Here is a 13,808-nt window from a genome sequence, read left to right as displayed (position 1 = left end):
GAATGTGCTGAAATAAGGGTTCGGGATAAAGCGGCCAAAAGTACGAAATTATCCTTTAAGCCAGCTTTTGTTGGAGGTATTTTCCGGAGATCTGCCGTACCGGATACCAGGCGGCCAGCAGGCCAATGGCAAAAACGGTAAGAAAAACATAAATAAAGTCGGTCGCTCTCATTTCAACGGGATAGGCGTCGATCACGAACGATTCGCTTCCCCCTTCCAGCGGGACAAGGCCAAACTGTTGCTGGAGCCAGCAGATGAATCCTCCCAGCAGCAATCCGAAAATGGCTCCTGACAGCGAGATCAGCAGCCCTTCGGCCATAAATATCCTTTTGATCAGCGGATGGTCGGCCCCCATGCTCTGCAAAACGACAATGTCCTTTTTCTTATCAATGATCAGCATCGACAGAGAGCCGACAATGTTGAATGTGGCAATGAACAAGACAAACGAAAGGATCAGGAATATGGCCAGTTTCTCCGATTTCATGATCTTATAGAGCATTTCCTGTTGCTGGTACCGGTTCTTGACCGTAAATCCGTTTCCGGCAAGCGCTGCGATCTTTTGCTGGAGGTGTTCCCTGTCGGCCTCCGGAGATAATCCGATTTCAACGGCAGTGACCTCGCCGGTATACTCCAGCAGGTTCCTGGCAAACTCGACGGGAACAATGATGTACTTTGCGTCAAAATCCTGCTGGATGGAAAAGATCCCGGCCGGGACAAGCATATCGCTGTTGAAAGCATCCTCGAGGCTTGTCAGGGTCTTTTTGGTCCGCTTTGGAACATAAACCGAGATGGCATTAAAAGGGTCGTTCAGCTGTATGCCCAGGTAATACGCTACGCCGAGGCCAAGGATTCCCTGGGAATATTTCCCCCGTTTCAATACCAGTTCTCCTTCAATGATCATTGAATCAAGTACATGCTGATCGGCAAAATCCGGTGAAACCCCCTTGATGGTTGCAATATACTGTTTGTTCTTATATTTTAACAGGGCGTTTTCTTCGACCACTTCCGTAAACCGGATGACACCGGGTAAGTGTTTAATTTCCTCCGAAGGAAGTTCCTCAGGTGTGAATGTCTTACCCTGCACCGCCTCAATTTTCAGATCGGGATCGAATGAATTGAACAGCGTGATCACCAGGCTTTCAAAACCATTGAAAACCGAAAGGATGATGATCAGTGCCATCGTACCGATGGTAACCCCTGCCACGGAAATCCCTGATATGATGTTGATGATATGGTGGGATTTCCTCGAAAACAGGTATCTTTTCGCTATGTAAAACGGGAGGTTCAACGCTTGCAGGTGATCTTCTCAGGTGTGCAGTAAACGTTCGATATTGTCAATGTAATCCAGGGAATCGTCTTCGAAGAACTCAAGCTCAGGGATGAGGCGCAACTGGTTTCTCAGGACATTGCCCACGTACCGCCGGATGTCCCGGGTATGTTGCCTGATTGTCAGGATCAATTTCTGTTTGTCTTGAGTGGCAAACAGGCTCAGGTAGATCCTGGCCAGGGACATGTCTTTGGTCACATAGACCTTTGTGACGGTGATCATGGCCCCGTCAAAAAGATTCTGGCTTTCAACCCTGAAAAATTCTGCACTTACCTTCTGGATAAGCCTGGAGACTTTTTGCTGCCGTGTGGTTTCCATACGGCAAATGTATGAAATAATCTGTCATCGAAATTAATCCATCATTATTGCGTTGATCATCCTATCTTTGCACGGATGAATAAACTCCTCAGGATTTTCAGGTATGTTAAGCCCTACTGGGGCTACGCCCTTCTGAATATTCTTTTCAATATCCTGTCCGTACTCTTCTCGCTTTTTTCCTTTGCCCTGTTTATTCCTGTCTTGCAGATGCTGTTTCAGACAACGGAGATCCCATCTTCTGCTCCTTCGTTCTCCTTTGGTGATTTCCATACCTGGAAGGGAAATTTCTATTACTATATCGGTCAGTGGATCAGTAATTTCGGTGAGGTCAAGGTTCTCCTGTACATTTGCATTCTGATCATTGTCCTGTATTTCTTCAGAAATCTTTTCCGTTATCTGGCCATGTATTACCTGGCTCCCGTCCGTAACGGTGTGGTAAAGGACCTGAGGAATGACATGTATCACCGGATCCTGATCCTGCCGTTGGCCTATTTTACCGAACAGCGCAAGGGCGACATCCTGTCGCGTATGAGTGGCGACGTCCAGGAAGTTGAATGGTCGATCATGAGTTCACTGGAGATGGTCTTCCGTGAGCCGATCGCGATCGTATCCTACCTGGTCACCCTGTTCTTCATCAGTCCTTCCCTGACGGCCTTTGTGCTTGTTTTACTGCCTTTCAGTGCTTTTGGCATCAACAGGCTGGGCAAGAGCCTGAGGCGGACTTCAATGAAAGGCCAGCGCAAAATGGGCGAGCTGATGTCCATCATTGAGGAATCCATATCAGGATTAAGGATCATTAAAGCTTTCAATGCCATTGGGAAGAGGAATGATTTTTTTCTGGAGAATAACTCGGCCTATACCCGTTTGATGATCAGGCTGTACCGGAAGCGGGATCTGGCATCTCCCCTGAGTGAATTCCTCGGGGCAATCGTTCTGGTCGGGGTATTATGGTTTGGCGGAAAGATGGTCCTTAAGCCGGATTCAGTGCTCGACGCCGCCACGTTCATTGTTTATCTTGGAATCTTTTCCCAGGTCATTCCACCTTCAAAAGCCTTTACCACTGCGTTCTACAATATTCAGAAAGGAGCCGCCTCTGTGGAACGTATTGAACAAATACTTCAGGCTGAAGAAGTTATTGTGGAAAAACCGGATGCCATTCCCATAACCGGATTTCATCATCAGATCGAATTCAGGCAGGTATGCTTCTCCTATGCCAGGGAAGAACAGTCAGGGGAAGACAATCAGGTGCTCAGGAATATCCAGTTGATCATCCCCAAGGGAAAGGCCATTGCGGTGGTGGGCCCCTCGGGGGCCGGCAAGACCTCGTTGATCAACCTGTTACCGCGGTTCTATGATGTTACCTCCGGGGATATCTTCATCGATGGATACCCGATCAGGGATCTTGTCATTTCCGACCTCCGGGGATTGATGGGCATCGTGACCCAGGAACCCATTTTGTTCAACGATACGGTTTTTAACAACATTGTTTTGGGCAAAGAGGGTGCTACACCCGAGGAGGTCCGCCAGGCAGCTCAGATTGCCAATGCCCACGAATTCATCATGAAGATGGAGCACGGTTACGAAACGTTCATTGGTGATCTGGGCGGAAAACTTTCAGGAGGGCAGAAGCAGCGGATCAGCATTGCCAGGGCTGTTTTGAAGAACCCCCCCATTTTGCTGCTGGATGAGGCCACCTCTTCCCTGGATACCGAGTCGGAACGCCTTGTCCAGGAAGCTTTGTTCAGCCTGATGAAGAACCGGACATCGATCGTCATTGCGCACCGTCTGTCCACCGTCCAGTACGCCGATGAGATCATCGTCCTGGACAAGGGCAGCATTTTCGAACGCGGTACGCACCAGGAGCTCATTGCAAAGAACGGGGTTTACAAAAAGCTACATTCCCTGCAGTCGTTCACATCCTAATGCTGTTCACGGCTTTTCCCGGACCGCGTAATCCTTGTTCAATGGATAAAAGCAATTCATTATTTTTATAATTTTGAGGGTTGGATACCAAAAATTCTGCTGATGGATAACCTGCCTGGCAAGATCAGGGAACTCGCCAAATCCTTTTATCAGGACACGGTTCTCATCCGAAGGCACTTCCATGCACACCCTGAACTATCCTGCCAGGAATTTGGCACGGCTGATTTCATAGCCGGCAGGCTGACCGCTTACGGGATCCCATTTACCCGCAATGTGGCCGGAACAGGCCTGGTCGCCCTGATCCAGGGCGGAGGGAATCAGGGTAGGGTGGTTGCGCTGCGGGCAGATATGGATGCCCTGTCCATTCAGGAAGAAAATGACGTACCCTATCGCTCTCAGGTTCCCGGGGTGATGCACGCCTGCGGACATGATGTCCATCTGGCTTCGCTGCTGGGTGCCGCCCGGATTCTTCAGCAGCTGTCCCGCAGCCTGAAGGGGTCGGTCAAGCTGCTTTTTCAACCCTCTGAGGAAACCTATCCGGGCGGCGCCATACGAATGATCGAAGAGGGGGTGCTGGAAAATCCACATGTCGACTGCATCATCGGACAGCATGTTTATCCCGGTCTTGATGCTGGCAAAGTCGGAATGAAACCGGGCAAATACATGGCTTCATCCGACGAATTTTATGTGACGATCCGGGGTCGGGGAGGACATGCTGCCACCCCTGAGCTGAACATTGATCCCATTGTCATCTCTGCCCACGTGATCCTTGCTCTTCAGCAAATCACCAGCCGGCTTGCCCCGCCCATTTTACCCACGGTAGTCTCTGTCGGGAGGGTTCTGGCCGACGGAAGGGTCAACATCATCCCCGACGAGGTGCGCCTGGAAGGTATCATCCGAACCTTTGACAACGCCTGGAGAGAGAAGGTTCATGGGCATCTTGTCCGGATTGTCACCACCGTTACGGAAGCCATGGGAGGTTCCTGCAAGGTGAACATTGCCCCGGGCTACCCTTTTCTGATTAATGACGATGCCCTGACTCACAGGGTGAAAAGCTATTCGACGGATTTCCTGGGAAAGGGAAACGTTCGTGATCTTGAAATGCGGATGACCTCTGAGGACTTTGCCTATTATTCCCACGTGATCCCTGCCTGCTTTTACCGGCTGGGAATTCGCAATGAAGCGCGTGGAATTGTGTCGAATCTGCATACTTCCACATTTGATGTAGATGAAAAATGCCTCGAAACGGGTATGGGACTTATGGCCTGGTTAGCCATTAACGAGCTGAAATCCTGAATGAAGGTCCAGGGAAAAGATTACCGGACCATCTGGATGGAAGGATACAGCGTCTGTATGATCAATCAGTTGCTCCTTCCTTTTCATTTTACAATAAATGAATCCCATACCTATCAGGAAACCTGTACGGCCATTTATGAAATGGTGGTCCGCGGGGCAGGCGCTATAGGTGCGGCCGCCGGTTTTGCCATGGCCCAGGCCTGCCTGCAGGCACCCGCTGCAGGGTACCAGGATTTCATCGCGAATGCCAGAAAGGAAATTGAATCCACCCGCCCGACCGCCCGTGATCTTTTTTCCGCTGTCGAACGTGTATTTGATGCGGGTTTGATCTCACCCGCCCGGGCCCTTTCAAAGGCGGAGGAAATAGCGGATAAGAATGCCCTGGATGGCAAACACATCGGGGAATATGGACAGGAGCTGATCAGGGATGGATTTCGCATACAAACCCATTGTAATGCAGGCTGGCTGGGCCTGGTCGACTACGGGAGCGCACTGGCACCTGTCTACCTGGCATACCGCTCGGGCAAGAAACTCTTTGTATGGGTGGATGAGACACGCCCCCGGAACCAGGGCGCCCGGCTGACAGCCTGGGAGCTGCAACAGGAGCAAGTTCCCTTTGCCCTCATCGCCGACAATGCAGGTGCTTACCTGATGTCGAAAGGGGAGATTGACCTGGTCATCGTCGGTGCTGACCGGATCGCAGCTAATGGCGATGTTGCCAATAAGATTGGCACACTGGCCGTTGCAATCGCTGCCCGTGAATTTGATGTGCCTTTTTACGTAGCTGCACCAACAACCACGTTCGACCTCTCCTGTAAGGACGGTGCCGGTGTGGTCATTGAAGAACGGGATCCATCGGAAGTACTCTACATCAAAGGGCTTGATGAAGAGACCGGTCGTTTGGCGGAAGTATCCGTTTGCCCGCCGGGAACCCAGGCCCGGAATCCCGCTTTCGACGTTACCCCGGCAAAACTGATCAAAGGCATCATCACCGAACGAGGGATCATCTCACCTTCACGGGAATCCATCAGGAAAATAGTACGCTAATTTAATCCTGGCTGATGTTTGTTAAACTGAAAGGAGTCAAATGGGTAAAAAATATACGACGATTGAAGTAAACAACCGGAGAACCAGGAAGGAATTCCTGCTCCTGCCAGTCAGGCTCTATAAAAAGGATCAATGGTATATCCGTCCGTTGGACAGGGACGTTGAGCGCGTGTTCGATCCTGAGAGGAATAAATTTTTCAGGATGGGCGAATGTACCCGCTGGATCCTGGTTGACGAACGGGGAAAGACCGTCGGGCGCGTGGCTGCATTCATTGATCGCAAGACTTCCGGCAAAAATGAACAACCTACGGGAGGGATAGGTTTCTTCGACTGCATCAACGATCAGGAGGCTGCATCCGCATTATTTGATCAATGCCGGGCCTGGCTTGCGGCAAAAGGCATGGAGGCCATGGACGGCCCCGTCAACTTCGGCGAACGGCACGAATGGTGGGGGCTGCTTGTGGAGGGATTTTCGGAACCCAACTACTGCATCCCCTATAACTATCCTTACTATAAGGATCTTTTCGAAAAGTATGGGTTCCAGCTCTATTTCAGGCAATTCACCTTTCACCGTACCGTAGCCGGGGGATTATCCGATGCAGTCACCAAAAAGGCTGAAAGAGTGCTCCAGGATCCGGATTACGCGTTCGGACCGATGGATCAATCGAAGATGCAACGGATCATCGAGGATTTCACAAATGTGTACAATAAAAGCTGGAGTAAGCATTCGGGAGTGTCTCCCATTTCCTCTTCACAGGCAAGGGCCCTCTTTAAAAAACTAAAACCGATCCTTGACCCCAACCTCCTTTGGTTTGCTTATTATAAAAACGAAGCCGTCGCATTCTTCCTGATGATACCTGAACTGAACCAGATCTTCAGGCATATGAATGGTAAACTTCACCTGCTCAATAAACTAAGGTTTTTGTATTACAGGAAGCGAAAGATTTGTACAAAAATGCTGGGAATGTTGTTCGGCGTGGTGCCTGAACACCAGGGGAAAGGAGTCGAATCCGCCATCGTGGTTGCTTTCAGCAGGCTGGCTTATCAGAAGGATTTTAACTATACGGAAATCGAAATGAACTGGATCGGGGATTTCAATCCGAAGATGATCCACGTTGCTGAGCAAATCGGTGGCAAAGTCATCAAAATTCACCATACCTACCGCTATCTCTTCGATCGGTCAAAACCGTTCCAGCGTGCAAAGATGATCGATTAAAGGGAAAATTTATAAAGAAGCGAACTGTTTCCTGACCGGCCCCTTCAGCCCTGGGATTCCCTCTCCTGAACGATGAGCACCGGGCAGCTGGCTTTACGAAGTACCCCTTCGCTCACACTTCCCAGAAAAGTACGGGAAAAGAGACCCAGCGTTTCAGATCCGATGACGATCAGATCGGCTTCTATCCGTTCGCTCTCTTCAATGATCGCACTGACCTTCTTCCCTTCCAGCAATACGGAGGAAACTTCAATGTCCTTTTGCTGAATGAATAACTCCATTGCCTTGAGGTCATTTTCAATCTTATGCATGTCTTCAGCCTCGATATCCTGTATGATCTCCGTACTCATTTCCAATCCCACATAGTAGGGATACTGGGGTGAGACGACATGAACCAGGCGTATGGAACCATTGAAGGCTTTGGCCAGGTTGGTGGCCATCTGAATGACATCCACTGCCAGATCTGAAAAGTCGATCGGGACAAGAATGGTTTGTAAAAATCGATGCATCATGGTTTAATAATGACAAACAGAGGGCAAATATAGTGAAATTTTGCGGGGAAAGCAATGAAAATCAAAAATCAAAGATCAAAGAGGAAAAATGCAGGTTCACGGGTCTTCAGGTTCACGGGTCTTCAGGTTCACGGGTCTGCCAATGATAATGAACGACGGTCTGTAATTTAAATTTTGGAATTTGCGACGAAGCAGTCGTCAGACCACGTGGATTTTCCTGGTGATCTTCTGATTTCCCGTTTCAAGGATCATGAAGTACAGGCCCTTGGTATACCCCTGGAGGGAAATGGTGGATGAGGCAGTCTGCAACGGATTGATAATGAACGAATCCATCAATCCGCCCATGATGTTGTACAATTTAATTTTGACCGTGCTGAGATTCGGATTGTTGAATCTGAGGGTAACCTTATCGGTCGCGGGATTCGGATAGATAAGAATGTCCTCCGCCTTCAGCAACTCTTCCCTGCCCTGAGATGAAGCACAAACGACGGGGAAGATGGCGTTTGCTATCTTTAAATTCCATCCAAGTTCTGCATCGGAATAAGGTAGCCAACCATCATCCGACCATTGCTCCCATCCGATGCCCGATGCGGCGTCCCCGTCGGTGTTCGTCCACAGAGCAACGGTATCCCCGGATGATGACGGCAGGATCACTCCCGCGTAAAAGGGAGCAGTGATGTAGAGAGGATCATCAAACGGCACATAGGTGAACGTATTCTCGCTCACATCCTCGACAATCTGCGACAGCGGGATCGAAGCGCTCTTTCTGATGGCACCCGGGGCGCCCTGTGCTCCCGTATTGTCCCATAGGGCAAAAGTGACGGAAGTGGTGTTACCGGAACCCTGGACAGCAACAGCAAATTCAAGCAGAAGTCCCTGAATTTCAATTTTCTCAGGATAGGCAGAAAAATAATTGGCTTTTGCCTTATCCCCGAAGCTGTTGTTACCCGAGACATAGCCGGTATTGTCGCCGGTGACCAGGTAATAGGTGTAGGTGCCGGCAAAGGGAAAGTCCAGCGTATCGCAGGCTGGCTGCTCCAGCAAGACGGTGATGTAGTTTTCCTTTTCGAGCGTGTAGGTGTTCGACCCGTCGGAAATGGTGAGTTTGACGCTGTATTTACCTTCCGTGAGAAATACGTGGGAAGGATTTTGCTCAGCGCTGGTTCCGCTGTCGCCGAAATCCCATAACCAGGAAACAGGATTTCCCAGCGATTCATCCGTAAACTGGACCGTCAGCGGCCGGACTCCGGAACGAATATCGGCTGTGAACCTGGCTTCAAGTCCGGTCCTGATGCCGGTAAAGGAAATTTTTTCGGAGTACGCATCATTGATCCTTGTCAGGGAACTTTTCACCGGGATCCGCTGCTGTGAATAACCCATGAAATGAAAAAAGATGAATGCGATAGAGAGTAAAACTGTTTTTTTCATGGGAATTCTGTTTAAATGACGACTAAATTTACAGCCCTGATCGTTCCTGTATTTTGTTTCTTGGTAACTTGCGCACAAGAAAAAATCGGACACTAAAAACAAAAATGTTGCCAAATCTTAGGATTATGTTTAAAAGAATGTTAAAAGTTACCGGCCGGCCTCTGGGTCTGCTGATGGTTGTTTTGCTGATCTCTTTTTCTGTGGCCCCGGCTCAGAAAAAAGAAAAAGACACAGCGAATGATACGATCAAATCCTCTTTTTTCAGCGGATTGAAGTTCCGGTCCGTCGGGCCTGCGTTCACATCGGGCCGGATTGCTGATTTTGCCGTGAATCCGGATGACCATAACGAATATTTTGTGGCCGTGGCCAGCGGGAATATCTGGAAAACGGTGAACAACGGGACCACGTTTGAGCCCGTTTTTGACAATTACGGTGCCTATGCGATCGGTTGCCTGGCCCTGGATCCCTCCAACCACAGCATCATCTGGGCCGGGACCGGCGAGAACAATCACCAGCGGTCGCTGGGTTATGGTGATGGCGTGTATAAATCCGTTGACGGAGGAAAATCGTGGAAGAACATGGGTTTAAAGGAATCGCGGCAGATCGGGAAAATTCTGATCCATCCACGGAACTCAAACATCGTTTATGTGGCTGCCGAGGGATCGGTATGGGGTCCTGGCGGAGACCGCGGGTTGTATATGACCTGCGACGGAGGCAAGACCTGGGATAAGATCCTGTCGGTGAGTGAAAACACCGGCATCAACGAGATGGTAATGGATCCCCGTGATCCGGATGTGATCTATGCCTCTTCGGAGCAACGGCGGCGTCACGTCTACACGAAAATCGGAGGGGGGCCTGAAACGGCTATTTACAAAACCACCGATGGCGGAAAGAACTGGGATAAACTGACCAGCGGTTTGCCCTCCGGCCACATGGGCGGAATAGGCCTTGCCATTTCACCGGTCAATCCGGATGTGGTCTATGCCATCATAGAGGCGGCGGAAGGTCAGGGTGGATTTTACCGGTCGGTCAACCGCGGGGCGACCTGGGAAAAAATGAGCGATCACCACGAATCCGGTCAGTACTATAACGAGATCTTCTGTGATCCGAAGGATGTGGAAAAGGTTTATTCGGTAGAAACCTTTTCCCACGTGACAAAGGACGGTGGCCGGACCTGGCAGCGTGTCGGCCGCAACAACAGGCACGTGGATGACCACGCCCTGTGGATCGATCCGGATGACACCCGTCATTTTATGATCGGGGGAGATGGTGGGATCTACGAGACCTGGGACGACGGCAAAAATTACATTTTCAAGTCGAATCTTCCAGTCACGCAGTTCTATCGCGTGAATGCCGATAACCAGTTTCCCTTTTATCATATTTATGGCGGGACCCAGGATAACAACAGCATGGGCGGACCTTCCGGGAATACCTCGCGCGACGGTGTCAGCAGCGCCGAGTGGTATATCACCAACGGCGGAGATGGCTTCTGGACAGCCACCGATCCGGTGAATCCGGATATCATCTATGCCGAAGCCCAGTATGGCAACATGGTGAGGTACGACCGGAAAAGCGGGGAGAGCATCTCCATCCGGCCGGAACCCCGGAAAGGGGAAGACACGTATAAATGGAACTGGAATACGCCGTTGTTCGTCAGCCCCCACGCACCCACCCGCCTCTACTGCAGTGCCAATAAAGTATTCCGCAGCGACGACCGGGGCGATTCCTGGAAGGTGATCAGCGAAGATCTGACCCGCCAGATCGACCGCAATACCTTCCAGGTAATGGGAAAGTACTGGAGCATCGATGCGGTGGCGAAAGACCGCTCGACCTCTCTTTTTGGCACCATTGTCTCTCTTGAAGAATCACCCCTGAAAGAAAACCTGATCTATGCCGGAACTGATGATGGCCTGATCCAGGTCAGTGAAGATGCCAAAACCTGGCGCCGGATCGAAACATTCCCGGGGGTACCCGAATACACTTACGTTAGTGATCTGCTGGCATCTTCTTTTGATGAAAATGTGGTCTTTGCGGCATTCGATAATATCCTCCGGGATGATTTCAAACCCTACCTGCTGAAAAGCACGGATAAAGGCCATACCTGGACTTCCATCGCGGGTGACCTGCCTCAGAATGGAACCGTTCACACCATTGTCCAGGACCACGTCAATTCCGACCTGCTGTTCTGCGGGACCGAGTTCGGGGTTTTCTTCACCTACAACGGCGGGAAAAACTGGGTGCAGCTCAAATCAGGCATACCCACCATTGCGGTCCGCGATATGGTGATCCAGAAAAGGGAGAATGACCTGGTGCTGGCCACCTTTGGGCGTGGTTTCTACATCCTCGATGATTACACTCCGCTCAGGGAATTCAAACCGGAATGGAGAGAAAAAGAGGGGTACCTGTTCCCCGTAAAAGATGCATTGATGTACATTCAATCCAGAAGTGGCACCTCGGAGGGATCCACTCCGTTCGTCGCACCCAACAGGCCTTTTGGGGCAACCTTCACCTATTACCTGAAAGAAGTGCCCAAAACCTCTAAGGAAATTCGGAAGGAAAAGGAGGAGGAGCTCTTCAAAAAAGGCGAAAGAATCCCGATTCCGGTGGATGCAGAACTGATTGCAGAACGGGAAGAAATACCTCCTTACCTTGTTTTTACCATTTCGGATGCGGATAATCATATCGTTCGGAATATCTACGAAAAACCCAAAAAAGGCATCAACCGGATCACGTGGAACCTGCGTTACCAGGGCTCATCTCCGGTGAACCTGCGAAATGACCAGTTTGATCCGCTGCAAGACGGAGGGGATGCCAGTCTGGCACTTCCGGGCAACTACTTTGTGCGTATGGCAATAGTGCAAAACGGTCAGCTTAAGGAGCTTGCCGGACCTGTGGAATTTACCGCACGTGTGCTGGAGAACGTTGCATTGCCTGTTGCCGACAGGGAGGAACTGGTGACGTTCCAGAAAAATGTGGCCGATCTGAACAAGGCCATGCAGGGAGCCCAGCGGGCCATCAACGAATTGCTCGACCGGACTGAATCCATCAAACAGGCCGGGCACAACACTCCGGGCATCGCGACCGACTTCCTGGCCAGAGCCAGCCAGGCGACCGCAAAACTTGAATCGTACCGGTTGCGTTTTACGGGAAAGACCGATAATCCGAGCGATGAGGAAAACCTGCCCGGACCTGTTCCGCTGAACCAGCGGCTGGGATCAATCGTCTGGGGACAGTGGCGCTCTACAACGGTGACCAAGTCGATGAAAGATAATTATGCGATCCTGCTGGAGGAGTTTCCCCCTGTGCTGGAGATGATCCGCGTTGTGGCGGAAAAGGAACTCAGGGAGCTGGAAGATGAGCTGATTCGTGCAGGGGCGCCGTGGACGCCGGGGAGGGTGCCTGTGTGGAAATGAGAAATGAGAAATGAGAGAGGAGAGAGGAGAGAGGAGAAAGGAGAAAGGAGAGAGGAGAGAGGAGAGAGGAGAGAGGAGAGATTAAAACTCAAAGAGCAAATAGCAAAGCTCAGGACTTTGTGAAGAATTTTTGAATAGTGTCCGTAACAAAGGTGATCTCATTTTCGGTCATTTCGTTGTAAAAGGGAAGGCGGATGATGCAGCTGGCAAAATGATCGGTATGCTCAAGGATCCGGCCGTCGTGCTGTGGACGGAAAAAATCGCTGGAATGAAGTGGCAGGTAGTGAAAAACAGCGTGGATTCCTTCGTTTTTCAGGAAAGAGAGCAATGCATCCCGTTCCGTATCATCACGGGTGATCAAAAAGAACATGTTGCCATTGACGGTGGCCCAGGGGGGAAGATCGGGCAGACCGGTCAGCCGCGCTTCTTCCAGAGGCTTTAATCTTGCGTGATAACCGTTCCAGACATTTTTTCTTTTCGCCTGGATCTCATCGTATTTTTCAAGCTGGGCGTAAAGTACCGCTGCTGTTATTTCCGAAGGCAGAAAGGAGGATCCAATGTCTTTCCATCCGTATTTGCTGACCTCCCCCCTTGAAAAGGCAGCTCTGTCGGTGCCTTTTTCCCAGATGATTTCAGCTCTCCTGATAAACCGCTCATCATTCACCACGAGCATTCCGCCTTCTCCGCTGATGATATTTTTTGTTTCGTGGAATGAAAAGGCCCCGAAATGACCGATGCCTCCCAGCGGGATATTTTTGTAGAAGCTGTCGTGGGCATGCGCAGCGTCCTCTACGACAAGGAGGTTATGCTGAGCAGCAAGGGCCATGACCGGTTCCATGTCGCAGGCTACTCCTGCGTAGTGCACCACCACGATCACCCTGGTGCGGGAGGTGATCAATCCTTTAATGGACTCCGGATCAATGTTCGGGTAACGATCCAGGGTGTCTGCAAAGCGGATCCGTGCACCCCTGAGCAGAAATGCATTCGCAGTGGAAACAAAGGTGAAGGAGGGCATGATCACCTCATCACCCGGCTGGACATCGCACAGGATGGCAGCCATTTCAAGTGCGTCGGAGCAGGAGGTCGTCAGCAAAACCTTTCCGAACCCGAACCGTTGCTGGAAAAATGCGTGACACATCTGCGTATATTGGCCGTTTCCTGACAGCTGTCCTGACAGGGCGACCTGGGCCAGATGATGCGCCTCCCGGCCGGTGATATAGGGTTTATTGAACAGAACCTTCATGGTGTGATCGCGACGTGTGTTTCCTCCGCGAAAATAAGAAGAATTGTTAAAGATGGGTTCAAATAGGTAACTTTGCTCCACTTCACTT

The 13,808-nt window shown here is 50.6% G+C and carries 10 protein-coding genes; 5 read left to right on the top strand and 5 right to left on the bottom strand.

The features are described from left to right. Window positions 1-55: 55 nt before the first annotated feature. Both PKI34_02085 and PKI34_02080 read right to left on the bottom strand, forming a co-directional pair. Window positions 56-1,288 (bottom strand): FtsX-like permease family protein, encoded by a 1,233-nt coding sequence (locus tag PKI34_02085; GenBank protein HNS16594.1) that lies wholly within the window; start codon window positions 1,286-1,288, stop codon window positions 56-58. Between the two features lie 18 nt (window positions 1,289-1,306). Continuing rightward, on the bottom strand, window positions 1,307-1,645 hold the full coding sequence (locus PKI34_02080; protein ID HNS16593.1) for a ribosome-binding factor A: 339 nt from the start codon (window positions 1,643-1,645) through the stop codon (window positions 1,307-1,309). Between the two features lie 75 nt (window positions 1,646-1,720). Here PKI34_02080 and PKI34_02075 point away from each other — a divergent pair, with 75 nt between their 5' ends. From PKI34_02075 to PKI34_02060, 4 genes are all read left to right on the top strand, one after another. Next, window positions 1,721-3,568 carry an ABC transporter ATP-binding protein gene (locus PKI34_02075; GenBank protein ID HNS16592.1) on the top strand — a complete coding sequence of 616 codons (1,848 nt, stop codon included), beginning with the start codon at window positions 1,721-1,723 and terminating at the stop codon, window positions 3,566-3,568. 102 nt (window positions 3,569-3,670) lie between these two features. Beyond that, window positions 3,671-4,864: a M20 family metallopeptidase gene (locus PKI34_02070; GenBank protein ID HNS16591.1), complete on the top strand. Its 1,194-nt coding sequence runs from the start codon at window positions 3,671-3,673 to the stop codon at window positions 4,862-4,864. Next, window positions 4,865-5,911, top strand: a complete 1,047-nt coding sequence (mtnA, locus tag PKI34_02065) for an S-methyl-5-thioribose-1-phosphate isomerase (GenBank protein HNS16590.1) — start codon at window positions 4,865-4,867, stop codon at window positions 5,909-5,911. A gap of 40 nt (window positions 5,912-5,951) precedes the next feature. Continuing rightward, window positions 5,952-7,127: a hypothetical protein gene (locus tag PKI34_02060; protein ID HNS16589.1), complete on the top strand. Its 1,176-nt coding sequence runs from the start codon at window positions 5,952-5,954 to the stop codon at window positions 7,125-7,127. A gap of 44 nt (window positions 7,128-7,171) precedes the next feature. Here PKI34_02060 and PKI34_02055 read toward each other — a convergent pair whose 3' ends face one another. Further along, on the bottom strand, window positions 7,172-7,636 hold the full coding sequence (locus PKI34_02055) for a universal stress protein (protein HNS16588.1): 465 nt from the start codon (window positions 7,634-7,636) through the stop codon (window positions 7,172-7,174). Window positions 7,637-7,834: 198 nt separating this feature from the next. Next, window positions 7,835-9,064, bottom strand: a complete 1,230-nt coding sequence (locus PKI34_02050; protein HNS16587.1) for a PKD domain-containing protein — start codon at window positions 9,062-9,064, stop codon at window positions 7,835-7,837. A gap of 137 nt (window positions 9,065-9,201) precedes the next feature. Here PKI34_02050 and PKI34_02045 point away from each other — a divergent pair, with 137 nt between their 5' ends. Beyond that, on the top strand, window positions 9,202-12,477 hold the full coding sequence (locus PKI34_02045) for a hypothetical protein (protein ID HNS16586.1): 3,276 nt from the start codon (window positions 9,202-9,204) through the stop codon (window positions 12,475-12,477). A gap of 109 nt (window positions 12,478-12,586) precedes the next feature. On the opposite strand, the gene rffA is transcribed toward PKI34_02045, so the two are convergent. Further along, on the bottom strand, window positions 12,587-13,720 hold the full coding sequence (gene rffA / locus PKI34_02040) for a dTDP-4-amino-4,6-dideoxygalactose transaminase (GenBank protein HNS16585.1): 1,134 nt from the start codon (window positions 13,718-13,720) through the stop codon (window positions 12,587-12,589). Window positions 13,721-13,808: the final 88 nt, after the last annotated feature.

Source organism: Bacteroidales bacterium (genome assembly GCA_035342335.1).
Lineage (GTDB): Bacteria > Bacteroidota > Bacteroidia > Bacteroidales > JAGONC01 > JAGONC01.
The sequence above is the reverse complement of the archived record's forward strand: the minus strand, read 5'-3'. Positions and strand labels throughout refer to the sequence as shown.